Raw genomic sequence first — 23,902 nt, forward strand, 5'->3', positions numbered from 1 at the left:
AGCCCCGGTTGCCGTGATCGGCAACCGGGGCTCTGAGCAGCGGTGGCGGTGGGATTTGAACCCACGGAGGCTTTCACCTCACACGCTTTCGAGGCGTGCTCCTTCGGCCGCTCGGACACGCCACCGCCGAGAACAATACAAGACCGGCGAGCTCCGCCCCAACAGGGGGTGGTCGATCAGATCTGCGCTGGTCAGAGCGGTAGTGGGGTCACAGGTCGGCGAAGAAGGACTCCATCAGGGCGGCACACCGCTCGGCCAGGACGCCGCCGACGACCTCCGGGCGGTGGTTGAGGCGGCGGTCGCGCACCACGTCCCACAGGGAGCCGACGGCGCCGGTCCGGGGTTCCCAGCAGCCGAAGACCACCCGGTCCACGCGGGCCAGGACGAGCGCGCCCGCGCACATCGTGCACGGCTCCACGGTCACCGCCAGGGTGCAGCCGGTGAGGCGCCAGCCGTCGCCGTAGGCCGCGGCTGCGGCGCGGAGGGCCAGGAGCTCGGCGTGCGCGGTCGGGTCGCCCAGGGCTTCGCGGGCGTTGCAGGCACGCGCCAGTTCGGCGCCGTCCGGCCCGTAGACGACCGCGCCGATCGGGATGTCGCCGGTCCTGGGCGCCTCGGCGGCGACCTCCAGGGCAGCTTCGACCATCGCCTCGTCGGACGCCTGGCTGATCACGCGATCACGCCTGGAGGCTGTCCAGCAGCTTGGTGAACTCGTCGCCGAACCCGCAGCGCTGCGCGACCATCTGCAGCTGCTCGTCCGGGTACAGGTCGACCTCGTCGACGATCACCTGCATCTCGTGCTCCGGCATGCCGAGGTCGGCGAGCACGGCGAGGTCGCCCTCGGGCCAGAGCTCGTCGTCCTCCTCGTCCGGCGGGTCGACCCGGAGCAGGTCGAGGACGTCGGCGGCGATGTCGTAGTCGAGCGCGGCCGCGGCATCGGACAGCAGGAGCGACACCCCACCCGGCACCGGGCGCAGGACGATGAAGAACTCGTCGTCCACCGCCAGCAGCCCGAAGACGGCACCCGTCGAGCGCAGTTGGCGCAGTTCCGTGATCGCCGCGTCGAGCTCGGACAGCGCGGAGCTGTCCATCTTGCTGCACCGCCAGCGGCCGTCTTCACGGACGACCGCGACAGCGAAGCCGTTGACCGGCTCCTGGTGTGCCATGTGCACACCGTAGGGCCACACCTCGGCACCCGGTAGCACGGGGGCCTCGGCCACGGGCACGGGGGGCCGAGCGATGCCACTATCGAGGGATGAGCACAACTCTGCCGAACGCCAGGCCCACCGCCCCCGAGCCCCGGTTCACCGGGCTGGTGGAAGCCGCCCGAGCCCTCCAGCCCAGGACAGTGGCGTTGCGACGGCAGGTGCACCGGCACCCGGAGCAGGGGTTGGACCTGCCCGCGACCCAGGCCGCGATCCAGCACTCGCTGTCCGGCCTGCCGCTCGAGGTGACCACCGGCGGGTCCAGCAGCTCGGTCACCGCGGTGCTGCGCGGCGGCAAGCCGGGACCGACCGTCCTGCTGCGCGGCGACATGGACGGGCTGCCGCTGCAGGAGGAGACGGGCCTGGCGTACGCCTCGGAGATCGACGGCTCCATGCACGCCTGCGGCCACGACACGCACGTCGCCATGCTCGCCTCCGCCGCGCGCCTGCTCTCCTCACGCCGCGAGGCGCTGGCCGGTCAGGTCGTGTTCATGTTCCAGCCCGGCGAGGAGGGCCAGCACGGCGCGCGGCACATGCTCGACGAGGGCGTGCTCGACGCCGCGGGCACACCGGTGGAGAAGGCGTTCGCCCTGCACATCACCTCCACGCTCCAGTCGGGCGTCGTCGTCTGCCGCCCCGGGCCGACGATGGCCTCGGCGGACACCTTCCACATCACGGTCAAGGGCCGCGGCGGGCACGGCGGCATGCCGCACGACGCGATCGACCCCGTGCCGCCCGCCGCCGCCATGGTCGGCGCGCTGCAGACGATGGTCGCCAGGCGGGTCAGCGTGCACCACCCGGCCGTGGTCACCATCGGCCACATCGCCGCGGGCACGACGACCAACATCATCCCGGAGACCGCCCTGGTCGAGGGCACCATCCGGACGCTCTCGGAGGACACCAGGGCCCTGGTGCACCGCGAGCTCCAGCAGGTCGTCACTCACGTGGCCGCCGCGCACGGCTGCACGGCCGAGGTCGAGATCATCCCCGGCTACCCGGTCACGGTGAACGACGACGCGGTCGGCCCGCACGTCATCGACATCACCACGGCGGCCCTCGGTTCGCGGTGGGCCTCCCCCATGGACGACCCGCTGATGGGCGCCGAGGACTTCTCGTACGTGCTGCAACGGGTGCCGGGCGCGATCGCCTTCCTGGGCGCCTGCCCGCGCGGGGTCGAGCTGGACCGGGCGGAGCCGAACCACTCGAACCGGGTGCTCTTCGACGAAGCGGCGATGGAGCACGGAGTCGTCGTCTACACCGCGTTCGCGCTGGACGCCCTGCGGTAGGGCGGTCGCCGGTAGAAGGCCCTGCGGGAGGCCGAAGCCGGGTGTGAGGCGGGGTCGGGGCCGTGGTGTTCATGGCCTCGACTTTGCCGTCGGGCGCGGGGTGGTGCGAGGCGCGATCGCCGATCTGTGGACAACTCCTGTCCTGTGGACAAATAGGGGTTGCCGGTCCGCGCCGGCAGGATGAGCGCCGTGCGAAGCGTCTGCGTGGTCGGGCTCGGGTTGATCGGTGGTTCGGTGTTGCGCGCGGCAGCCGCCGCGGGGTGCGTGACCTGGGGCGCGACCGCTTCGACAGCCGACGCGGAGGCGGCCCGGCAGGACGGCTACGACGTGGTCGACCTCGCCGGCGCACTCGAACGCGCGCGTCTTCACGACGCGCTCGTCGTCGTGGCGGTTCCGCTGCCGGCTGTGGAAGAAGTGCTCCGCGCCCTTCCCGAGGGCGTCCGGCTCACCGACGTGGTCAGCGTCAAGGGCCCGGTCGCCGACCTGGTCCGCCGGGTCGCGCCGCACGCCCGGTACGTCGGCGGCCACCCCATGGCCGGCACCTCCTCCTCCGGCTGGCCCGCGGGCCGCGCCGACCTCTTCCACGACGCCGCCTGGGTCGTCACCGCCGAGGACGACGCCGACCCGGACGTCCTCACCGACGTCATGGAGCTGGCCTTCGCGGCGAAAGCGCACGTCGTGCCCACCACCGCCCTGGAGCACGACGCCGCGGTGGCCCGCATCTCCCACCTGCCCCACCTGCTCGCCGCCGTGCTGGCCAGCGTCGGCGCGGACGGCGGACCGCTCGCGCTCTCCCTGGCCGCGGGCTCGTTCGGCGACGGCACGCGCGTCGCGGGCAGCCGACCCGAACTCGTCCGCGCCATGTGCGAGGGCAACCGCGGCGCGCTGCTCGACGCCGTGGACGACGCGCTCGGCCGGCTCGGCGCGGCCCGCGGCTCGCTCGCCTCGACCGGCGGCCTGGCCAAGACCATCGACGCCGGTCACGCCGCACGCGTGGCGTTGCAGAACCAGACCACGCGCACCGACCTGACCATCGACCTCACCGCGCCCGACGCCCTGCGCGCCCTGCGCGACCTGGGGTCACGCGGAGGCCGCGTCGTTGCGCTGAACGGCACAACCGCGCTCGCGCGCACCCCATAAGGTGCACCAGTGGAGCGTCGCAGGCTCATCGCCGTCCTAGGGGGGCTCGCGCTCCTCGGCGGTGCGGTGGTGGTGCTGCGCAACGAATCCGCTCCCCCTCCCCCGCAGGCCTTCGAACGGTTCCTGGACGAGGCGGTCGAGTACGTCCCCGACACCCAACGCCTGGCCACGCCCACCGACCTGGTGCTGACCGCGTTGGACCGCACGAGCCTGCGCGCCACCTGGACGGCCACCGACGGCATCGGCCACGGCGGCTTCGAGGTGCGCTGGAACGGCCGGTCCCGCCTGGTCCGCGGCACCGAGACGGAGCTGACCGACCTCGACGCCAACGCCGACGTCACCGTCGAGGTGCGCGCGCTGGACGCGATGGGCAACCGCTCCGCCCCCGCCACCGCGAAGGCCGTGCCGAGGCTCGCGCACGACGACACGTGGCTCGACGGCCTGATGACGCCGCTCGACCTGTTCGACGGCCCGGAAGCGCTCAACCCGCGCCGGTGGCGGGTGTTCGACCGCGGCAACACCGACTGCCTCTGCCTCCGCCCGCTCAACGGCAAGCGGCTGGAGATCGACTGCGACCGCGTCGACCTCCAGTCCAACGTGCCGCTGCGGTTCGGCGCGCCCGCGGCGGACGGCGCGGTGGCCAGGGTCTCGCTCACCACCGACGGCCCGATCGGCTACCGGCCGGACCACAGCGCGGTGCTGATCGCCCTGCTGCCCGAACCGGTGCACGACCTCGGCCACCTGGAAGAACCGTTCCCGCCGGGCGCCCTGGTCCTGCGCATCACGCCGTTCGGCGCGCAGTTCGACCTGGGTCACGACGCGCCGCCCGGTGAGACGTTCGGCACGTACCCGCCGCCGACGTCGGGCGTCCGCCACCGCTGGGAGCTGCGCGTGCTGGCGGGCTCCGCGGTGGCGTTGCGCGACGGGGTCGAAGTGGCGTCCGCGCCGGTCCGGCTGCCGTGGACGTCCGCCCGGGTGCGCCTGGCGTTCCGGCAGGCGCAGGGCACTCACCTGGACACCTTCGGCATCGGCGGCGTGCCGGGCACGCCCGCGGCGGGGTCGGTGGCGCCGCTCGGTCCGAGCGCCAAGGACGCCGGCGGGGTGTCGATGGGCAACGTGGCCAACTCCCAGCTGGCCGGCGCGTCCTCCGTGCGCGTGGTGGCGTCCGTGGTGTCCGAACGCGCCGCGCCGGTCACCGTGGAGTTCGGCACGCGGTCCGCGCCCGCGGTGTTCATGCCGCCGGACCTCGGCCTCGACCCGTCCCGCCCGTCCGTCGTCTACGCCGACTTCCCGCTGCCGTCGCCGGACTCGAACCCGAAGGTCGGGCTGCGCTCCGACGGCGGCCTCACCGCCTACCACGCGCACCTCGTCATCGCCGACGGTCAGGACGCGCGCCACCCGCTCCCCCGGCTCGTCAGCCGCCCGCTGCCCGACCCGCTGGTGCCCCCACCTGCGGTGTCGGTGGTGCACGAGTCGGTGAACGACTCGTCGTTCCCCCTCTTCCCGCACGAGGGCAAGGTGCGGCTGACCGTCGAGCTCGCCGACACGCGGGCGCGCGAGGTCGCCGCCGTCAAGGGAGTGGAGGTCGACCTCGACGGCGAGCGGATCGCCGTCCTGCCGACGAACGGCTCGGCCGGTGGGCGGCACGAGCTCCTGATCGACCTCGCCGGGCTGGCCGGCGGGCGGCACGAGCTGGACGTGCGGGTACTCCCGGTGGACGAACGGCGGGGCGTGCAGTCGTACGAGCAGACGTTCGAGATCCGGCCGCTCTAGGCCCTTCTTGGTATCGGGTGGGCAACGACCTGGTGACGGCGGTCACCACGCGACCTAGCTTGACTCAATGGAACGTCGACGGATCGCCCTCATCGCCGCCGGTGTGGTGCTGTTCGCCGGGGTGATCACGGTGCTGCGGACCGAGGGCGTCGGCGAACCCGTCGCCAGGACGAGCGCGTCCGCGCCGCCGCCCACGTCGCTGGAGCCGTACGCCGCCGAGGGCGTGCTGGCGCCGACGGCCGGTCCGCCGCCGGAGTCGCCCCGCGAGGTGCGCGTGACCTCCGGACCTCGTCGGTTGCAGCTGCGGTGGGACGGTGACGCGCCCGGTTACGAGGTGCGGTGGGGCGAGGTCGGCCGACTCGACCGCACCAAGCTGGTCACGGAGCGGGTGACCCAGATCGACGGGCTCGAGGACGAGCGGATGTACGAGGTCGCGGTGTCCGCCGTGGACGCGTTCGGGCAGCGCTCCTCGCCCGCGAGGTCCACCGGGACGCCGCACGCGAGCCCGGCGGGCGACTACGCCTTGGAGGACCGGTTCGACCAGCCGGACGCGCCCGACCCGACCCGGTGGCGGCTGGCGTCGCGCGGCAACTGCGCGCGCGCCACACCCGGTCAGGACGACGACGGGCGGCGGCTGGTGCTCGGCAACAACTGCGCGGCGGCTCCGGCGACGCTGCGATCGCGCACGCCGTTCGTGCTGCGGGACGCCGACGAGCTCGGCCGGTTCGTGGTGGAGACCGACGCGCCCGGCGGCGACGGCGAGCTGGTGCTCGACCTCGTGCCGGGGCCGGTGTCGCTGGTCAGCGGTGACGCGCTGCCGCCGGACGCGGTGCGGCTGCGGGTGGCGACGAGCGCCGGCACGACGTCCGTGCAGGTGCTCGTGCCCGCCGGGACGCCGACCACGGCGGTGCGGGCGGTGCCCGTGTTGGAGACCGGGCTCAGCCACCGCTGGGAGCTGCTGCTGCGGCGTGACGGCGCACGGGTGCTGCTCGACGGCGACCTGGTCGCGACCAGTCCGGCGGTGCCCGCGTGGCGTGAGGCGACCGCGCTGGTGTCCGTGGCGGGGCCGACCGGGCAGCGCGCGGCGATCAGCCTGATCGCGTTCGACGCGGCGGAGGCCACCGCGCCCCCGTGGGTGCCGGGGCCCGACGTCGAGGTGTCGGTGGCGGTCGAGGCGGCGGTGGAGGAGTCGCGGGCGTTGCCGGGGGTCACGGGCGGGCAGCTGCGGATGGCGTTGCTGCACACCGACGCGTCGCCGGAAGCGCCGTCGTTCAGCGTGTCGGCGGGCGGGGTGGTGGTGCCGGCGCGGCCCGCGGCGGCCGGTGCGCCGTGGCGGGCCGGTGTGGCGTACCCGCTGGTGGCGGACCTGCCGGCGGAGGCGTTGCGGGTCGGGTCGTCGGGGAAGCTGGCGGTCACGCTGGTGACCGGGCTGCGGGTGCAGGCGACGCACGTGGACCTGGAGCTGAGCGGCTCGTCCTCGGGCACGCCGCCGAGCACGGCGAAGGCGCCGTTGATCGCGCGGGTGCCGGAGCTGCCGCGGGTCAACGGCACGGTGCTCGACGCGAGCGGCCAGACCGTGCCGGAGGGCGCGGCGGTGCAGCCCGGGCGGATGGTGTTCGACCTCGCGCTGGAGGGGCGGACCGGCGTGCTGCTGGCGGGGCTGGCCGGGTTCAGCGTGCGGGTGGACGACGACCGGGTGGCCGTCGTGCCGACCGCGTCCGGCGGGCCGGGCATCGCCGGGCGGTACCGGTTCGCGCTGAACACCAGCGGCATGTCGCCCGGGCCGCACCTGATCGAGGTCCGGCTGTTCGGCACGTCCGGTGAGACCCGTCCCACCTCGGCTTACATCCCGTTCTTCGTCGGCCGGTGAGAGGATGGGGCGCATGTCGCGCCCCCTCGTCCTCGACGCCGCCCGCACCCCGTTCGGCCGCTACCGCGGTGGGCTGTCCGGTGTGCGCGTGGACGACTTGGCCGCGCTGCCGATCGTGGAGCTGCTGCGGCGGCACCCCTCGCTGGACCCCGCGTCGATCGACGACGTGCTGATGGGCAACACCAACGGCGCCGGCGAGGAGAACCGGAACATCGGGCGGATGGCGGCGTTGCTGGCCGGGCTGCCGACCTCGGTGCCGGGGGTGGCGATCAACCGGCTGTGCGCGTCGGGCGGTGAGGCGATCGTGCAGGCGGCGCGGGCGTTGGCGCTCGGTGACGCCTCGCTGCTCGTCGCCGGTGGCGTGGAGGGGATGACGCGGGCGCCGTTCGTCGTGCCGCGGCCGGACAAGCCGTTCGCCGACCGGTTGGAGTCGGTGTCGACGGCGCTCGGGTGGCGGCTGGTGAACCCGCGGATGAAGGCCGAGTGGACCGTGCCGCTGGGGCGTGCGGCGGAGGACGTCGCGGTGTCGTTGGGCATCACGCGGGAGCAGATGGACCTGTTCGCGCTGCGGTCGCACCGTCGGGCGTCGGCGGCTTGGGACGCCGGGGTCCACGACGGGTTCGCGTTCCCCGTGCAGCTGAGGGACGGGGCGCCCGTGCGGCGGGACGAGTCCGTGCGGCCGGAGACGTCGGCGGACAAGCTGGGGAAGCTGAAGTCGGCGTTCTCGGAGAGCGGGCCGGTGACGGCGGGCAACTCGTCGCCGTTGAACGACGGCGCGACGGCGGTGCTGATGGGGTCGGAGGAGGTGGCGACCTCGTTGGGGATCACCCCGTTGGGCGAGTTCCTCGGCTCGGCCGTGACCGCGGAGGACCCGCAGCGGTTCACCCTCGCGCCGGTGTCGGCGATCCGGAAGCTGCTGGGGCGGTTGAAGATCGAGTCGTCGCAGGTCGACCTGTGGGAGATCAACGAGGCGTTCGCGGCGATGGCCCTGTCGGTGCTCCACCACCTGCCGGAGGTCGACCGGGAGAAGGTCAACGTGCACGGCGGTGCGATCGCGTACGGCCACCCGCTGGGCGCCTCGTTCCCGCGCGTGATCGTGGACCTGTGCCGGCACCTGCGGGCGCGCGGCGGCGGCCTGGGCGTGGCGGCGGCGTGCGTGGGCGTCGGCCAGGGCATGGCGATCGCGGTCCGGGTGTGAAGATCGCCTGATCGAGCGACAGCGCCGCCGTCGACGGCTTGCTAAGTTTGGCCACAGCCGAGGTCGCTCGACCGAGGAAGTGAGCCCTGGTAGGCCCGTCGGACGGCGGGAGTCAGGGCTTCGCGCTTTTCACCGCACTTGTTCGCGTCGGGTGACGACTCCGATGTCGACCACCGCCTCCACGAGCGGCGAGACGCGTTTGCGCCACTCGCCCCCGGCATCGTGGCACCAGGCGATCGCAGCGGGCACCCACAACGCCGGGTCGCCGTGCGAGCTCAGGTGCTCGTACAAGATCGAGTCGTCCGGCACACCGCACTCCCGTAGCGAACGGGTGATGACGCGGCGGCCGACGCGGTCCTCGATCGGACCACGCCCGTCGAGCACCAGTCGCGTGACGCGTCCTTCGACCAGGTCGACCACCAACCTCGCCAGGCACCTCTGCCGGACGGCCTCCGAGGCCCGCGCCCCGGGTAGATGCGGCTGCGGAAACCGGCGTCGTCCAACCGCCCGATGACGTCCTCGCGGACGGTGTCGCTCTCGCTCTTGAAGTGCAGCCTGCGCTCACCGGCCACGCGGAGCCGTCGCATCAGCGTCCGGGCCCCGGGGAGCTGACGCGTTTCCACGAACGCGGCCACGAGCAGGTAGCTGGATCGACGGGACTCGTCGACGAAGGCGTGGGTGCGCACCCAACAATCGTTGCGCGCTCGCACGACGGGCAAACGATTGCTCGCCCGACCTGATGACCGATCGCCAGGCCGGGGCGACGTCGTCCCGGCCTGGCTCAGATCCGGTAGGCGATGCGGGGGTAGTCGACGACCAGGCCGGTCCGGTCGACGGTGATGTCCTGTTCGAACTCGCCGTGGGTGAAGGAGACGACCGCCCGGTCCTCGCCGATCGAGACCGTGCGGTAGCGCTGGCGGACCAGTTGGACCGACAGGTCCGGCAGGGTCACGTAGACGACCGGGATCTCGTGGTCGCCCTCCTCCAGCTGGAGGTTGAGGCGGCGGATCGGGATGGCGTTGAACAGGACCGCGAACTGCACGTCCACGTCCACCGCGCCCTCGAAGTCCGCCCGCTCCGCGCCCTGGCCGGAGTCGACCAGCCAGACGCCCTCCGGCGAGCGGCTCACCGAGATCTGCCGCTCCTCCGACACCGTCGCCGTCCGCAGCAGCAGCCGCTTCACCGCGCCGGTCTCGCCGACCGACACCTCGAACGACCCGCTGAACTGCTCGGCCGGACCGGCGGTCACCAACCTGCCCGAGGCGCGGAGCTTGCGCTCCGAGAGCAGGAACCGCACCTGCTCCAGCCTGGGCACGTCGTAGCCCTGCCAGGTGACCATCTGCGCGGCGGCGGAACGGGCGCTCTCCCCGGACGGGTTCGCCCGCTCAGCCGTGTTGAACGAGTTCACTCTCCACCCGGAAGGACGTCCTTGGCCTGCTCGGCCGCCGATGTGACCTGCTCGTCGAAGTTCATCGTGCTCCTTCGCACTCCTGACGCAGGCTACCTGAATCGACGCCACGTCCCCAGCGGCAACCGCCCCCGGACGCCGGAACGGCCCCCCGGGACTCCCGGGGGGCCGTTCCGAGCGATCAGGATCAGGCAGTGCGCTTGCGACGCAGGAACAGCAGCGCCCCGGCGCCCGCGCCCAGCAGGCCGATGCCGATCAGCAGCGGCACGAAGATGGACGCGCCGGTGTCGGCCAGGTCGTCGTCACTGCCGCCGCCGGCCGGGACCGTGGTGCTGGTGACCGGCGCCTCGGTCGTGGTGGTGGTCGTCGGCGCGGTGGTGGTGGTCGCCTCGGTCGTCGTGGTCACGACGGTGCCCTCGACCCACTTCGCCTTCGCCTTCGCCTTGACCGGGAAGACCTCGGACTTGGCGATGATCAGCGACTGCGTCTTCTGGTTGCGGTCGCTCGACACGAACAGCCGGCCGCTGCGCAGCTTGGCGCTGGCGGTGACGGTGAACTCGACCTCGCCGGGCTCGACGCCCTCGTCGACCTTCACCCACACCTCGGCGACGTTCGACGCCGCCGCGACGCCGATGGCGTCCGGGTCCGCGATGGGCAGCGGGTTGCCGTTCGCGTCGACGACGGTGACGCCCTCGGGCAGGTCGGCGGTCAGCACGGCCTCGGTCGCCGTGGTGGAGACGACGAACGGGCCGATCTTCTCGCCCGCCTTGCCGGTCAGCTCGCCCGGCTCGATGGACAGGGTCGGCTTGGGCTCGGCCAGGTCCACGGCCTTGGTGGTGAGGTACTCGTAGACCTTGTAGACGAGTCCGTCCACAGTGCCGCCGTGGACGTCCTCGTTCTCCGTGGTGGAGTCGTCCTCACGCAGGTCCACGCCGTCGCTGAAGTGCCACACGGCCGCCTGGGTCGCGGCGATCAGGATGCTGCGCTTGTTCTTCGGGTCCAGCCCGTACAGCTCGTAGGCGTCCTCCACCTCGAGCGCCGGGTAGCTGTTCTGCAGCACCCAGTTGATCTTGGCGGCGTTCTCCTTGAACTTGGTGTCCGGGTTGGGGTGCTCGCCCCACGGCACCTCGACCAGCGGCTTGCCGTCCTGCAGCGGGGTCGGCAGCTCGACGCAGTACGCCTTGGCGGTCTGCGAGTCGTTGCCCTCCTGCAGGCGCAGGCCGAGGAGGCTGGCGTTGAACGCCTGGATGCCCGGCTTGTCCTTGTCGTTGTCCAGGACCTGGCCGTCACGCTCCAGGTAGACGCCCATGCCGGACTCGTTCGCGCCGTCGTAGGGCTCGACCTTCGGCTTGTCGGCGGCCGCGGGGAGGGCCGACATCAGCACGAGGCCGGCGCCGAGGATCGCAGCGCCGAAGCGCTTCACAGTCGACCGGGATGCCATTTGTCTCCTTGAGGCTCGCGAGGGTAGCCCGTTGGTGTGGTTCAAGGCGGCGGTCCGTGTCGTCCGGGGAGCAACTTGGCAGAGCGCTCCGACACCGAAACGACAGGAATGAGCCGAACAGTAGCTGATCGTGCCCCACCCGATCGAGGATGGGTGACACCGACCGCAGAACCGCCTGCCAGCAGCGGAGACCGGGGTCGTCCATCCACAATGGATGATCCACCATAGTCGACGGACCGTCGACCACTGACCACCGGGGGTCCGTTTCGGCGGACCGCGAACCGGGCGCGGAACCCCGAAGCAGCGCGTTCTCGCAGCTCAGACGATCCACAGTGGATTGCACGTAATAGCTGCCGACCCGGTTTCGACGCCACACCGTTGCCAAACGGTGATCTAGGCCACCAGGGCGGACGGCGTGACCGGGCGGATGTCGCCGACCCGCAACGACGTGCCCGGCAGGCACAGGTCGCGCGCCGTCGGCGGCCGGCCGCTCAGCATCCACTTCACCAGCGACGCCAGCTGGTAGGAGATCAGCGGCGGCACGGCGTCGCCCAGGTGCCGGTAGGCGTTGCCGATCACCGACACGTCGAACCGGAAGCGGCGCGGGAAGCCCTGGAGCAGCGCCATCTCCCGCACCGTGCACAACCGGTGCTGCTCGGGGTGCGCGTACCGCCCGTTGCCGACGTGCCCGCACTCCCGCTTGATCGTGCGCGCCGGCTCGTCCCACCACAGCCGGCCGTAGACGTCCGGGTGCGAACCCCACTTGCCCTCTTCGATGATCTTGCGCTGCGCCGGGTTCAGCAGCTGCTCCGCGGGCGAGCCGACCAGGTCGCCCCACGACCCGCCGTCGGCCGGGATGGCCCGCATCCGGTCGAGCGACCGGTCACGGCGGAACGACGGCGACACGTGCATCCCGTCCTCGGGGTGCGCCTCGCCCGCCTCCACCGGCGGCAGCTTGCCGATCGCCCGCCGCACGGTCACCGCGCCGGGCCGGACCTCCCAGCCCTGCCACAGGTCCTCCAACGTGCGCAGCGGCACGCCGGCGTCCACCGCCACCACCATCGCGCGCTCGCGCAGCTGCGGCAGCCCGAAGCGCGACAGCATGTGCGTGCTCGCGTCCACTTCGTACCCGAGCTCCAGCAGCTGCTCGGCCAACCCGTCCAGGTGGTGCCGCTGCTTGCCCTTCACCAGCTCGCGCGCGTTCTCCAGCACCAGCACCCGCGGCCGGAACTCGGCCACGTACGCCGCGACCCGCCCCACCAGCGAGTTGCGCGGGTCGTCACGCAGGTGGTTGGCCGGCGCGATCCGGGTGAAGCCCGAGCACGGCGGGCACGCCACCAGCACGTCCAGCTCGCCCCGCGCGAGGTTCCACACCTGCCGCAGCACGGCGGGGTCGAGCCGGCCCAGGTCGACCTGCAGCGGGTCGACGCCGATGTTGTCCCGGTAGATCCCGTTGCAGCGCAACGAGCCCAGCCGGGACGACGGCTTGCCGATCTGCGCGTCGGCCGCGCCGACGATGGTGAAGTCCCGGTGCGCTTGGAAGCCGAGGCTCATGCCACCGGCGCCGGAGAACAGGTCGACGACTTTGAAGGTGGGTCCGCGCACCGCGTGATCGTACGGTGGGGACACCACCCACAGGCGAGTGATCCCGCCGGTACCGATCCCGATGATCGCGTACGTTGCGCGCCATGGAGCTCCCACCTGCGTGGCAACGGCCGGACCCGTTGCGTGGACTGGAGGACATGCCCTGGTCGGTGCTCGCCCACGGGGCGGGCGTGGACGACCTGATGCGCCGCGTGGTGCACGGTGAGCGCGTGACGCGCGAGGTCGCCTGCCAGGCACTCACCGACCGGCTGCTCGTCGACGACACGGTGTCCGAGGCGAGCGTGTGGGCCGTGCCCTTCCTGGTCGAGATGGGCGCGAGCTACCGGGTGCCCGCGGACAGCCGCGATCGGGTGATTTTCCTGCTGGCCGCGATGGCGTTGGCGAGCGCGGGTTTCACCGACGACGGCAAGCGCACGCGCCGCCGCTGGAACGCGCTCGGGCGCGAGCTGCCCCGTCGGCCGCCGGACTGGATCACGCAGACGCGGTACGAGGTGGCCAAGGGCGCGCCGAAGGTGTTCGAGGCGCTGGCGGGCGCGGAGGTGGCCTGCTCCATGGCGTTGGCGATCGCGGTGCCCGAGGCCGTGCCGCGGCACGTGGTGGCCGTGGCCGAGGCCCTGTCCTCCGCCGACCGCTCGCCGCGGCTGCTCGCGCTCGCGGCCCGGGTCGCGCTGCACCTCGTGAGCGACACGCCGATCACGCCGACGCTGCTGCGCGCCACCGCGCAGTGCAACCAGGACCTGCTGCGCGCCTACCGGGACAAGGCCTACCCGGCGAACCAGCCGCCGCACGTGACCTTGCAGCTGATGGGCTACCGGTACGCCTTCCTCGCCGCGTACGAGGGCACGCCCCACGGCGAGCCCCGTCCGGACGACGGCGAGGAAGACCTGACGATCACGCCGTGACGGCGGTCGGCTCCACGACCGCGGCGGCGGCCTCGACGTCGGCGACCGGCACCGCCGGCTCCAGCGGGCCCAGACCGGTGCCCCACTCCTGGTCGGCCAGGGCGAACGCGGCCACGGTCAGCGCCACCACCGGACGGGCCGGCGGCAGCTGGTCGGCGTAGAAGTCCAGCTCCAGCCGCGCGCCGAGCGGTGACGGGCGCAGGCGCAGCACGCCGTGCGGCGTCTCCTCGGGGTGCGCGAACCGGCACGACCACTCGGTGAACACGATCGCGCGTTCCACCACCTCGGTCGGGTGGACCGCGCGGACGTTCGCGCCGACCGAGCCGTGCCGGTAGTCGTCCGCGGCGGAGACCAGCAGCTCCTCGAACTCGATGGACGACACCCCGAGGTCGTGCCCGGCCACCAGCGCGACCTGCACCAGCGACAGCGGCAGCTGGGGCAGGGCGTCCTCGAAGCACACCATCGCGCCGCCGTAACGGGTGTTGATCTCGGTGGGCAGGAAGCCGTCGGCGGTGGCGATGCCGTCGAGGGTGAACGTGCCGCGGTAGTCGACCGACTCGCGCAGCCGCTCGCCGACCCGGCGGGCCAGGTTGCGCATCTCCTCGCGGATCCACGCGGGCGGGTCGTAGTAGGACGCGCAGCCCGCGTACAGGAACCGGGCCTGGCCCGCGCGGCGCGGCACGACCATCTCGATCGGCCGCAGCACGGCGGTGCCGTCCGGGAACACGATCCCGTGCACGCTCACCGGGATGCCCTCCAGGAACGGCATGACCCGGACGAACTCGCACTTGGCCGCGAGCACGTCGAACGCGTCGCGCGCCTCCTGCCGGTCGCGGACGCGGCGGACGAAGTTCGCGCCGCCGTTGATCGCCGGGCCGTCGCCGGACCAGACGACGCCCGCGCCGCGGTCCAGGCGCTGGGTCGCCGCCCAGAGGCCGTCGAAGTCGAGGCCGAGCACGACGGCGGGCGCGCGTGGCGCGGACAGCTCGTCCCACAGGCCGTCGATCGTCGTCTTGTTCTCCAGCTCGACCCACTCGGGGCGGCGGGCGTTGAGCACGGGACGGCCCGCGAACTCCGGCGTGTGCGCGTACGGCGTGCTGATCACCAGCGCCTCGCCGCGCGGGTCGAAGTCCTCCAGCACCGCGCGGACCTTGGGGCCGGGCGCGGTGAGGAGCTTGGTGAGCCGGTTCTGCTCGACCGCGACGAAGCCGCCCGCGATGCCGAGCGGCACCCAGCGGGCCACGTCCGAGTCGTGCAGCGGCGCGTGGTCGTCCGTCGACAGCACGAGCGTATGGCGGGCGCCGAGCTGGTGGAGCTCGCCGACGCGACTACTCAGCCGAGTGCCGCCCGCGAGCACGACCAACCGGTCGCCGAACAGGGTGCCGAGGCGCGCTTGAAGCGCGGAAAGGACGTCATCCATCGCCGAGAACTCGCTTTATGAGAAGCAGACGAGACAGCCGGCGAGCGCCGGTGCCACGCACTGTAGAGGCAGGCGACGGGATCGGCCCAGCACGGTCCGGCAACGACCGATGAAACTTGCCGATGGGATCAGGGGCGGTTGCGCGAGATCATCGAGCGGCGTCGCGAAGTACCTGGTCAACCCGGTTGAGGAAGGCACGCGGACCCCGGGCCTTGGGGAACGGGAGCAGCAGGCCCAGCAGCGTGTCGTCCACCGACGGAGGCGCGGCGGCCACGATCGCGGCGGCGTTCTCCAGGAACCGCTGCCGCTTGGCCTCGTGCGCGGCGTGCTCGGCGAGAACGCCCTCGATGCTCGTGCGCATGACTGGATGCGGGTAACTCACTTGGGTTGTATCGGCCCCACCTGTCCCGACCTTTAGGGTGAATTTGCACCGAGTTCGAAGAGGCGGACGACGCGCCGGACGTGCTGGGATGTCGCCATGCGCGTTGTGGTCACCGGGTCGACCGGGTACGTCGGACGGGTGGTGTCGGCGGAGTTGTCCGCCGCGGGCCACACCCCCATCCCCTTTTCGGGTGATGTGCGGGTCGGGTCCGTCGACGGGTCGGTCGACGCGGTCGTGCACCTGGCGGGACTCGGTCGGGTGCGCGAGTCGTTCGCCGATCCCGTGCGGTACTACGACGTGAACGTGGGCGGCACGGTGAACCTGCTGCGCTCGCCGCCGCCGCGGTTCGTGCTGGCGTCCACGGCCGGCGTGTACGGGTCGGGCGGCGTCGCGACGATCGACGAGTCCTGCCCGCGTGCGCCGGGCAGTCCTTATGCGGCTTCCAAGGCCGCCGCCGAGGACGTGCTGGCCTGGGCCGCCGCGGCCGGGCGGGTGCGCGGGGTGGCGCTGCGGCTGTTCAACGTCGCCGGGGGTGGGGACGTGGACGACACGCGCTTGATCACCAGGGCGTGCGGGGTGGCGGCCGGGCGGCTGCCGTCGATGGAGGTGTTCGGCGACGGGTCGGCGGTGCGGGACTTCGTGCACGTGCGCGACGTGGCGCGGGCGTTCGTGACGGCGGTGGAGTGCGCCGGGGAGGGGTACGTGGCGCTCAACGTGGGCGCGACGCCGGCGAGCGTGGCGGACGTGCTGGCGTCGGTGGCCCGGGTGACCGGTCGGGAGGTGCCGGTCGTGCGGCGACCCGCGCACCCCGGCGAGGCGCCCGTGCTGCGCGCGGACACGACCAGGCTTCGCTCGTCGGGCTGGCTGCCGACCTGCTCGGACCTGGACACCGTGGTCCGCGACCAGTGGGCCGCCGAGTGCCGGCCGGGCAGGACCGGAGGGCTGCGCGAGCGTCCCCGCCAAGGGGAACCCTTGCAGTGATTCTACCGACGGGGTCCGACAATTCCGGTGGTCGACTGCGCCGCGGCCGACAGTGCGGTGGTCGACACTTCGGCGGTCGGCCCGGCGCGCGGTGATCCGGGGTCACGCGCGCCGGCGGGGCAGTGGCACCCGTTCCAGGTCGGCGGCCACCACGATGTCGCCGTCGAACACCTCCGCCGCCTCGTCGTGGAACAGCCGGGGATCGGTGTAGCGCTGCGAGAAGTGCGTGAGGACGAGCTTGCGCACGCCGCACTCCGCCGCGACCCGCGCCGCCTGACGAGCGGTGAGGTGGCCGTACTCCACCGCCAGCGCCTCGTCCACGTGCAGGAACGTCGACTCGATGACCAGCATGTCCGCGCCGTCGGCGAGCTCGAACACCCCGTCGCACAGCCGGGTGTCCATCACGAAGGCGAAGCGCTGACCCCGGCGCGGCACGCTCACCTCGTCCAGCAGCGGCGGCCGGAGGTCGCGGATCGCGCGGCCCCGGATGCCGCGCTCGGCCAGCCGTTCGGGGATAATCGTGCGGCCGTCGGGCTCGACCAGGCGGTAGCCGTACGCGGGCAGCGTGTGGTCGAGCCGCCGTGCTTCCAGCCGGCCGAACGGCCCCTCGGCGAGCAAGCCCGGCTCGGCGACCGGGTGCGCGCGGACGTCCGCCACGTCGTGGAACGAGCTGGCGTGCCGGAGCCGTTCGAAGTACTCCGACCCCTCTGCGGGGAAGTGCGCGCACACGGTGTGCGCCACCCGGTCGAGCGACATGCGCTGCACCACGCCCGGCACGCCGAGGCAGTGGTCGCCGTGGAAGTGGGTGATGAAGAGCCTGGTGACGTCGGTGACCGCGACGCCCGCGCGCGCCATCTGCCGCTGCGTGCCCTCACCCGGGTCGAACAGGAAGCCCTCGGCGTCCCAGCGCAGCAGGTAGCCGTTGTGGTTGCGGGTGCGGGTCGGCACCTGGCTCGCGGTGCCGAGCACGACCAGCTCTCGTGGTGACACATGGCAGAGTCTGCGGCATGGAGAGCTTGCAGGCGGTCTCGTCGTGGCCGGTGGACACCGCGGCGACGGCCGTGGTCGACGTGCGGGGTGAGGTGCTCGGCACGCACGGGCCGGTCGACCGCCGGTTCCCGTTGGCGTCGGTGACCAAGCTGCTGACGTCGTACGCGGTGCTGGTGGCGGTGGAGGAGGGCGCGGTCGAGTGGGACCAGCCGGCCGGGCCCGCGGGGTCGACGGTGCGGCACCTGATCGCGCACACGTCCGGGTTGGCGTTCGACTCGGACGACGTCCAGGCCGCGCCGGGAACCAGGCGGATCTACTCCAACACGGGGTTCCAGGTGCTCGCGGACTTCGTGGCGGAGGCGACCGGGATCCCGTTCGAGCGGTACCTGGCGGAGGCGGTGTTCGAGCCGCTCGGCATGGCGTCGTCCACGCTGGACGGCTCGGCGGGCGCGGGCGGCACGTCCACGGTGTCCGACCTGGTCCGGTTCGCGGCGGAGGTGCAGGCGCCGAAGCTGGTGTCGGCCGAGCAGGCGGCGGAGGCGACGACGGTGGCGTTCCCGGGGCTGCGCGGTGTGCTGCCGGGCTTCGGGTCGCAGAAGGAGAACGACTGGGGGCTCGGGTTCGAGATCCGGGCGGGGAAGTCGCCGCACTGGACCGGCACGGCCAGCTCGCCGCGGACGTTCGGGCACTTCGGGCAGAGCGGCACGTTCCTGTGGGTCGACCCGGACGCCGGGGTGGCGTGCGTGACGCTGACCGACCGCGACTTCGGCGAGTGGGCCGCGTCGGCGTGGCCGGCGTTCACCGACGGGGTGCTGGCGGAGCTGGGTCGAGCGCGCGGCTGACGTCGACCGGCTCGCGGACGGTGCGCCCAGCACGGCGGTGCCGACACCGCGCCTGCGGTGCTGCGCAACCAGCGGCAAGTTACCGCAACTGAATGCGCCATGCGCGCAAACGCCTGACAGAAGTACGCAACTACTCGCCAACACCTTGTGGGTTGCGCCACAGCGTGCCTAAGGTCGGCTCCCCGGCCTCAAGAGAAGCGAGTCCTCGATGTTGCGGATGCCTGCCAGGTTCGGCTTGGTCGCGGCGGTGGTGGCGTCGGGGCTCGCGGTGCCCGTCGCCGCCGACGCCGCGCCCGCGCCCGTCGTCACGCGGGCCGCGCTCGACCCCGCGCTCGTCGCGGGCCGGGGCGCGGACGTCGCGTTCGTCGAGCAGGAGGCGGAGAACGCCACCACGACCGGCACCGTGATCGGACCCGACCGGGCGGCCTACGCGTTGCCGTCCGAGGCCTCCGGTAGGCGGGCGGTCCGGCTCATGCCCGGCCAGCACGTCGAGTTCACCCTGCCGGAGGCCGCCAACGCGATCACCGTCCGCTACAGCATCCCGGACGCGCCGACCGGCGGCGGCATCACCGCGCCGCTGGACGTGACGGTGAACGGCAAGCACCGCAAGACGATGACGCTCACCTCGCAGTACGCGTGGCTCTACAACCAGTACCCCTTCACCAACGACCCGAACGCCGACCTGCTGCACCCGGACTGGTGGATCGCCGAGTGCGCCTGCGTGCCGTCCCAGACCACGCCCGCGCCCGTCATCCGCAAGCCGTTCCGCCCCAGCCACTTCTACGACGAGCAGCGCCTCAAGCTCGGCAGGACGCACCGCGCCGGTGACCGGATCCGCCTCACCGCCCCCGCCGGCACGAACGCCGCGTGGACCGTGATCGACCTGCTGGACACCGAGCTGGTCGCACCGCCGCACGTCAACCCGGTCGCGGCGAACGTGCTGCTGTTCGGCGCGGACCCGACCGGCCGGCGCGACTCGGCCGACGCCTTCGACCGCGCCATCGCGTTCGCCAGGCGCCACCGGCTCCCCGTCTACGTGCCGCCGGGCACGTTCCAGGTCAACCGGCACATCGTCGTGGACGACGTGACCGTCGAAGGCGCGGGCAACTGGCACACCGTGATCAAGGGCCGTGAAGTCGCCCTCCCGACCCCCGCGCCGGACGGCTCCGTCCACACCGGAGTCGGCTTCTACGGCAAGCCCGCCGCCGAGGGCGGCAGTCGCAACGTGCACCTGCGCGGGTTCGCCATCGAGGGCGACGTGCGCGAGCGCGTCGACACCGACCAGGTCAACGGGATCGGCGGCGCGCTCAGCGACTCCACCGTCCACGGCCTGTACCTCCACCACACCAAGGTCGGCCTGTGGTTCGACGGTCCGATGTCGAACGTCTCGGTCACCGACAACATCGTGGCCGACCAGGTCGCGGACGCGCTGAACTTCCACACCGGCGTCACCGGTTCGTTGGTGCGCAACAACTTCATCCGCAACACCGGTGACGACGGCCTCGCCATGTGGTCGGAGCACCAGCAGGACGCGCGCAACCGGTTCGAGCGCAACACCGTGCAGTCGCCCGTGCTGGCCAACGGCATCGCGCTCTACGGCGGCGCGGACAACGCCCTGGTGGGCAACCTGGTCGCCGACCCGGTGCGGGAGGGCAGCGGCATCCAGCTCGGGTCGCGGTTCGGCGCGCAGCCGTTCACCGGGCAGGTCCTGATCACCGACAACACCACCGTCCGGGCAGGCACGCACGAGCTGAACTGGAACATCGGGCTCGGCGCGATCTGGTTCTACGCGCTGGAGCGGGACATCGACGCGGACGTGCGCGTGGTGGGCAACCACTTCCTGGACAACACCTACAACGCGATCATGCTGGTGAGCGAGTGGTCGGTGAAGGACCTCCACTCGATCACCGGCGTGCGCTTCGAGGACGTCCGCGTCGACGGCACGGGCACGTCGGTGGTCAGCGCGCGGGCGGCCGGTTCGGCGACGTTCGAGAACGTGGACGCCCGCAACGTCGGCGCGGTGCCCGTGAACAACTGCGGTTCGTTCAACTTCCCGGCCACCGGCTCGGAGTTCGCGCTGACCGACCTCGGCGGCAACGACGGCTGGCTCGCGCCCTGGTTGCTGCCGAACACGATCACGTGCGACGACCGCCCTCAGGTCGTCCCGCCACCCGCGCCCTCGCGGTGGTGACTAGGGCGTGACGACGGCGTGGCCGCGCACCCGGCCACGCCGCACGTCCTCGATCGCGGCGGCGGCGTCGGCCAACGGGTAGGTGCGGTCGAGCGCGGGCGTGACCGCGCCGGCTTCGATGAGCTCGCGGAGCAGCACCAAGTCGTCGAGGCGGTCCTTGTGCACCAGCGGCCGGGCCTTGATCCCGAGGAACGGCGCGGCGAGCGGCGCGCGCAGCCACCGGTCGACACCCATGAACCACCGCCCGCCCGTGCCGCCGACGAGCGCGACCGTGCCACCGGGCTTCAGCAGCCGTTTGAGGGTCCGCAGCGGCGGGTTGCCGTAGAGGTCGATCACCACGTCGAAGCCGCTCGCGGTCAACGGCCCGGCGGCGTAGTCGAGCACGTGGTCCGCGCCGAGCCCGGTGACCAGGTCCGCCTTCGCCGCGCTGCACACCGCGGTCACCTCGGCGCCGTAGTGCTTGGCGAGTTGCACGGCGTACACCCCGACGCACCCCGAAGCGCCCAGCACCAGCACCTTCTGCCCGGCGCCGACCCGTCCGGCGTCCCGGACCGCCTGCAACGCGGTGAACCCGGCGATCGGCACGGCCGCCGCCTGCTCCGGCGTGAGGTTGGCGGGCTTGGCCGTCACCTGGCCCTCGGGCACGGCCGCGTACTCGCAGAACGCGCCGGAGCACCACCCGAACACCTCGTCGCCGATCTTCGTGCCGGTCACGCCCCGGCCGACCGCTTCGACCGTGCCGGCCAGTTCGAGGCCGGGCACCCGGTTGCGCGGTCGGCGCACCCCGACCACCGGCCGTGCCGCGTAGGGCAGGCCGCGCAGGAGGTGCCAGTCCGAGCCGGAGACCGCGGCGGCCCGCACGCGCACCAGCACCTCGCCGTCACCCACTTCCGGCTTGTCGACGTCGTCGAGCCGGAACACTTCTTCGGGGACGCCGTACGCGTCCTGGGTGATCGCTCTCATGAGTCGTCCTCCGGGTACTGGAACACGTCGCCGAGCGGGACCTCGAACACCCGGGCGATCTGGAACGCCATCTCCAGCGAGGGCGAGTAGCGGCCCTGCTCGATGGCGATGACGGTCTGGCGCGTGACGTCGAGTCGGCGGGCCAGCTCGGCCTGCGTCATCTCGCCGTGCGCGAAGCGGAGTGCGCGGATCGAGTTGGTGATCCTGGTCGGCTTGCCCACTCAGAACCCCCGGCGGTACGCGACGAGCTTGACGGCGGCCCCGAGCACGGCCCACGCGTTGAACACCAGGAAGATCGCGTTGGCGATCCAGAAGTGCGGCGCTTCGGCCAGCGCGAGCCCGAAGGGCAGCACCATGCCCACGCCCAGCACGACGCCGGCCACGTGCTCGCCGAACCGGTTGATGTCGCGGTCGCGGGCATCGGCCTTGTGGCTCTCGCTCGGCTTGGCCATCTCCAGCACGACCCGGCCGACCACGGCCAGTGCCACGGCGATCCCGACGGCCCACAACATGGGCGACACGTACGGCACCTCGGCCACCGGCCCGTCACCGGCCCGTCCCAGGACGACCACGACGTACCCGAGGTAGGTCAGCACGCTGACCACCAGGTACACCAAGATCCCCTTCTCCTCGTACGACATGGCACCCCGCTCCGATGTAAAAGAAACTTGACATCGTCAGTGTCAGCTCTTCTTGACTCGATGTCAAGTATCTTTGACATGCAACGTCCCGTTCACCGCACTTCGGTGAACCCGTCCGGCACGGGCGCGACGAGCTTGTCCAGGTTCTCCGGCGTGGGGGGCAGCCACTCCACCTGGGTGGGCGGCGCGGCGTCGTCCTGGAGGTACTGCTGCCGCACCGGGAGCCACGTTCCGAGGTCTACCCAGAGGCCCACGGGCGGGGTCGCCTTCAGCCCGAGGTCTCCTTCCAGGTGGACGGTCGGCTTGCCGTTGACGGACTCGCCCTGGGCGACGACGTGCAGCCGACCGTCGGCGAGGGCCTGCTTGATCCGCGCCGGCGTCACCACGTCGGTGTCCACCACCGCCCGTCCCGGCGAGTAGTAGCCGGGGGTGTGCCGCCACGTCCGGTTCACGTGGTCGACCGCGGTCGTGGCGCCGTCGCGCCCGGTGCTGGTGTCGATGACGGGCTTGCCCTCCACGAGGACCGACGACCGGAAGGCGGTGCCGTCGCCGAGGCTGTAGTTGTCGTAGACCGCGGGTCTGCCCGGCTTGCCGTACTTGCCGGACTCCTCGGTCGTGGTCCGGTGCACGACCCAGCCGTCCACGCCGTCGAGAGCGGTCGTGACCTGCCGCGCCACCAGCGCGATGTCCACGTTCGGCGCGGTGGTGACCGACGAGGGCCCTTGGCGCGCGTCCGGGTCCGGCGAGGTCGGGCCGGGGCGCACGGCCACGATCCCGACCACGAGCGCGAGCACGACGGGCACCGCGACGAGTCCTGCCCGTCGGAGGGCGACGCGGCGGCCGTAGCGCTTGGCCAGCGATGGCAGCAGAGTGGGCGGCACTTCGTCCGCGCCCGACCGCAGTGCGACGCGCAGCTCGTGCACGAAGGGGTCGTCGAGCCGGTCGTCAGTGGACATCGTTGGCCTCCTGGAAGGTCTCGGAGCCGTCGAGCGACTGCCGCAGCAGCGAGAGGGCCCGGTGGGTCTGGGACTTCACCGTTCCTTCGGTGGTGCCCATCGTCCGCGCGGTCTCGGCGACGGTGAGGTCCGCGAAGAACCGCAGCACGACCACCTCGCGTTGCCGCTGGGGCAGCGCCGCCACCGCCTGCCGCACGGCCTGCTGGTCCACCACGGTGCGGGCGTGGTCACCGGGAGCCGGCGGCGCGACCAAGTCGTTCAGCGGCAGTTCGCCGACCCGCCGCTTCACCCGCCGCCACCGGTCCCGCGCGAGGTTGACCACCACCTGCCGCGCGTACGCCTCGGGGTGGTCGAGCACCCGGTGCCAGCGCAGCGCGGTCCTCAGCAGGGCGGTCTGCAAGAGGTCCTCGGCGTGCCCGCGGTCGTTGACCAGCAGGAGCGCCAAGCGCAGCAGGCCAGGCGACTGCGCGCGCACGAACTCCTCGAAGCGGGCGTCGGGCAGCCCGCCGGTACTCCGTCTGAAGAACACAACCAGGATGAACGTCCTCCCACCCGACCGGGTTGTCACGCTAGTCGAGGAATTTCACGGCAGTCAGGGCACGGCGTCTGCTCGCCCGCGGACCGCGTCGCGACCGGGCGGTCCACCGAACGGCCGGCGCCACTCGCGGTTGCACTTGGAGCGTTCGTGCTGAGCAACGGGTGGCCTGCCTA

23 protein-coding genes and 1 tRNA gene are annotated in these 23,902 nt (G+C 72.5%); 9 read left to right on the plus strand and 15 right to left on the minus strand.

The features are described from left to right. Positions 1 to 40: 40 nt before the first annotated feature. The 3 genes from AB0H12_RS40290 to AB0H12_RS40300 form a co-directional block, all read right to left on the minus strand. Positions 41 to 125: transfer RNA gene (locus AB0H12_RS40290), tRNA-Ser, on the minus strand. Between the two features lie 83 nt (positions 126 to 208). Continuing rightward, a complete protein-coding gene (locus tag AB0H12_RS40295; RefSeq protein WP_499630610.1) occupies positions 209 to 643 on the minus strand; it encodes a nucleoside deaminase in 435 nt (144 codons plus the stop codon). A 31-nt stretch (positions 644 to 674) separates the two neighbouring features. Continuing rightward, the gene (locus tag AB0H12_RS40300; protein WP_230570096.1) at positions 675 to 1,163 is read right to left on the minus strand and encodes a tRNA adenosine deaminase-associated protein; all 489 of its coding nucleotides are present in this window, start codon (positions 1,161 to 1,163) and stop codon (positions 675 to 677) included. An 89-nt stretch (positions 1,164 to 1,252) separates the two neighbouring features. Between AB0H12_RS40300 and AB0H12_RS40305 the strand changes: the two genes are divergently transcribed. From AB0H12_RS40305 to AB0H12_RS40325, 5 genes are all read left to right on the plus strand, one after another. Beyond that, positions 1,253 to 2,488: a M20 metallopeptidase family protein gene (locus AB0H12_RS40305; RefSeq protein WP_499630481.1), complete on the plus strand. Its 1,236-nt coding sequence runs from the start codon at positions 1,253 to 1,255 to the stop codon at positions 2,486 to 2,488. 189 nt (positions 2,489 to 2,677) lie between these two features. Continuing rightward, the gene (locus tag AB0H12_RS40310) at positions 2,678 to 3,628 is read left to right on the plus strand and encodes a prephenate dehydrogenase (protein WP_499630484.1); all 951 of its coding nucleotides are present in this window, start codon (positions 2,678 to 2,680) and stop codon (positions 3,626 to 3,628) included. Between the two features lie 9 nt (positions 3,629 to 3,637). Beyond that, complete coding sequence (locus AB0H12_RS40315) at positions 3,638 to 5,401, plus strand: hypothetical protein (protein WP_499630487.1); 1,764 nt, start codon at positions 3,638 to 3,640, stop codon at positions 5,399 to 5,401. A gap of 67 nt (positions 5,402 to 5,468) precedes the next feature. Continuing rightward, positions 5,469 to 7,271: a fibronectin type III domain-containing protein gene (locus AB0H12_RS40320; RefSeq protein WP_499630490.1), complete on the plus strand. Its 1,803-nt coding sequence runs from the start codon at positions 5,469 to 5,471 to the stop codon at positions 7,269 to 7,271. A 13-nt stretch (positions 7,272 to 7,284) separates the two neighbouring features. Then, on the plus strand, positions 7,285 to 8,469 hold the full coding sequence (locus AB0H12_RS40325; protein WP_499630493.1) for a thiolase family protein: 1,185 nt from the start codon (positions 7,285 to 7,287) through the stop codon (positions 8,467 to 8,469). Between the two features lie 129 nt (positions 8,470 to 8,598). On the opposite strand, the gene AB0H12_RS40330 is transcribed toward AB0H12_RS40325, so the two are convergent. From AB0H12_RS40330 to AB0H12_RS40345, 4 genes are all read right to left on the minus strand, one after another. Then, positions 8,599 to 8,889: a hypothetical protein gene (locus AB0H12_RS40330; protein ID WP_499630496.1), complete on the minus strand. Its 291-nt coding sequence runs from the start codon at positions 8,887 to 8,889 to the stop codon at positions 8,599 to 8,601. A 361-nt stretch (positions 8,890 to 9,250) separates the two neighbouring features. Further along, entirely contained in the window at positions 9,251 to 9,877 is a 627-nt protein-coding gene (locus AB0H12_RS40335; protein ID WP_499630499.1) for a putative glycolipid-binding domain-containing protein, read from the minus strand. Positions 9,878 to 10,064: 187 nt separating this feature from the next. Then, complete coding sequence (locus AB0H12_RS40340; RefSeq protein ID WP_499630501.1) at positions 10,065 to 11,318, minus strand: thioester domain-containing protein; 1,254 nt, start codon at positions 11,316 to 11,318, stop codon at positions 10,065 to 10,067. 393 nt (positions 11,319 to 11,711) lie between these two features. Further along, positions 11,712 to 12,923, minus strand: a complete 1,212-nt coding sequence (locus tag AB0H12_RS40345; RefSeq protein WP_230570105.1) for a DNA cytosine methyltransferase — start codon at positions 12,921 to 12,923, stop codon at positions 11,712 to 11,714. An 83-nt stretch (positions 12,924 to 13,006) separates the two neighbouring features. Between AB0H12_RS40345 and AB0H12_RS40350 the strand changes: the two genes are divergently transcribed. Continuing rightward, positions 13,007 to 13,825 (plus strand): hypothetical protein, encoded by an 819-nt coding sequence (locus AB0H12_RS40350; protein ID WP_499630505.1) that lies wholly within the window; start codon positions 13,007 to 13,009, stop codon positions 13,823 to 13,825. On the opposite strand, the gene AB0H12_RS40355 is transcribed toward AB0H12_RS40350, so the two are convergent. Together AB0H12_RS40355 and AB0H12_RS40360 are read right to left on the minus strand one after the other, a co-directional pair. Continuing rightward, complete coding sequence (locus AB0H12_RS40355) at positions 13,815 to 15,245, minus strand: hypothetical protein (RefSeq protein WP_499630508.1); 1,431 nt, start codon at positions 15,243 to 15,245, stop codon at positions 13,815 to 13,817. The genes AB0H12_RS40350 and AB0H12_RS40355 overlap by 11 nt on opposite strands. 148 nt (positions 15,246 to 15,393) lie before the next feature. After that, positions 15,394 to 15,606, minus strand: a complete 213-nt coding sequence (locus AB0H12_RS40360; protein ID WP_499630512.1) for a hypothetical protein — start codon at positions 15,604 to 15,606, stop codon at positions 15,394 to 15,396. A gap of 117 nt (positions 15,607 to 15,723) precedes the next feature. On the opposite strand from AB0H12_RS40360, the gene AB0H12_RS40365 reads away from it, so the two are divergent. Next, a complete protein-coding gene (locus AB0H12_RS40365; protein ID WP_499630515.1) occupies positions 15,724 to 16,608 on the plus strand; it encodes an NAD-dependent epimerase/dehydratase family protein in 885 nt (294 codons plus the stop codon). 102 nt (positions 16,609 to 16,710) lie between these two features. Here the strand turns inward: AB0H12_RS40365 and AB0H12_RS40370 are convergent, their stop codons facing one another. Then, positions 16,711 to 17,598: a ribonuclease Z gene (locus AB0H12_RS40370; protein ID WP_499630518.1), complete on the minus strand. Its 888-nt coding sequence runs from the start codon at positions 17,596 to 17,598 to the stop codon at positions 16,711 to 16,713. 17 nt (positions 17,599 to 17,615) lie between these two features. On the opposite strand from AB0H12_RS40370, the gene AB0H12_RS40375 reads away from it, so the two are divergent. Next, entirely contained in the window at positions 17,616 to 18,440 is an 825-nt protein-coding gene (locus tag AB0H12_RS40375) for a serine hydrolase domain-containing protein (RefSeq protein WP_499630521.1), read from the plus strand. A gap of 217 nt (positions 18,441 to 18,657) precedes the next feature. After that, positions 18,658 to 20,631 carry a glycosyl hydrolase family 28-related protein gene (locus AB0H12_RS40380; RefSeq protein WP_499630523.1) on the plus strand — a complete coding sequence of 658 codons (1,974 nt, stop codon included), beginning with the start codon at positions 18,658 to 18,660 and terminating at the stop codon, positions 20,629 to 20,631. On the opposite strand, the gene AB0H12_RS40385 is transcribed toward AB0H12_RS40380, so the two are convergent. The 5 genes from AB0H12_RS40385 to AB0H12_RS40405 form a co-directional block, all read right to left on the minus strand. Then, a complete protein-coding gene (locus AB0H12_RS40385; RefSeq protein WP_499630526.1) occupies positions 20,632 to 21,594 on the minus strand; it encodes an NAD(P)-dependent alcohol dehydrogenase in 963 nt (320 codons plus the stop codon). It lies immediately after the preceding gene. After that, positions 21,591 to 21,815, minus strand: coding sequence for a helix-turn-helix transcriptional regulator (locus tag AB0H12_RS40390; protein WP_499630529.1), 225 nt, complete (start codon positions 21,813 to 21,815; stop codon positions 21,591 to 21,593). The genes AB0H12_RS40385 and AB0H12_RS40390 overlap by 4 nt, the downstream gene beginning before the upstream one ends. Next, complete coding sequence (locus AB0H12_RS40395) at positions 21,816 to 22,235, minus strand: hypothetical protein (protein ID WP_499630532.1); 420 nt, start codon at positions 22,233 to 22,235, stop codon at positions 21,816 to 21,818. It lies immediately after the preceding gene. Between the two features lie 92 nt (positions 22,236 to 22,327). Beyond that, positions 22,328 to 23,191: a hypothetical protein gene (locus AB0H12_RS40400; RefSeq protein WP_499630535.1), complete on the minus strand. Its 864-nt coding sequence runs from the start codon at positions 23,189 to 23,191 to the stop codon at positions 22,328 to 22,330. Then, positions 23,181 to 23,720: a SigE family RNA polymerase sigma factor gene (locus AB0H12_RS40405; protein ID WP_499630538.1), complete on the minus strand. Its 540-nt coding sequence runs from the start codon at positions 23,718 to 23,720 to the stop codon at positions 23,181 to 23,183. Before AB0H12_RS40405 ends, AB0H12_RS40400 begins: the two co-directional genes overlap by 11 nt. Positions 23,721 to 23,902 lie beyond the last annotated feature (182 nt).

The sequence above is a fragment of the Actinosynnema sp. NPDC023794 genome (assembly GCF_040639675.1).
GTDB classification, from domain to species: domain Bacteria; phylum Actinomycetota; class Actinomycetes; order Mycobacteriales; family Pseudonocardiaceae; genus Actinosynnema; species Actinosynnema luteola.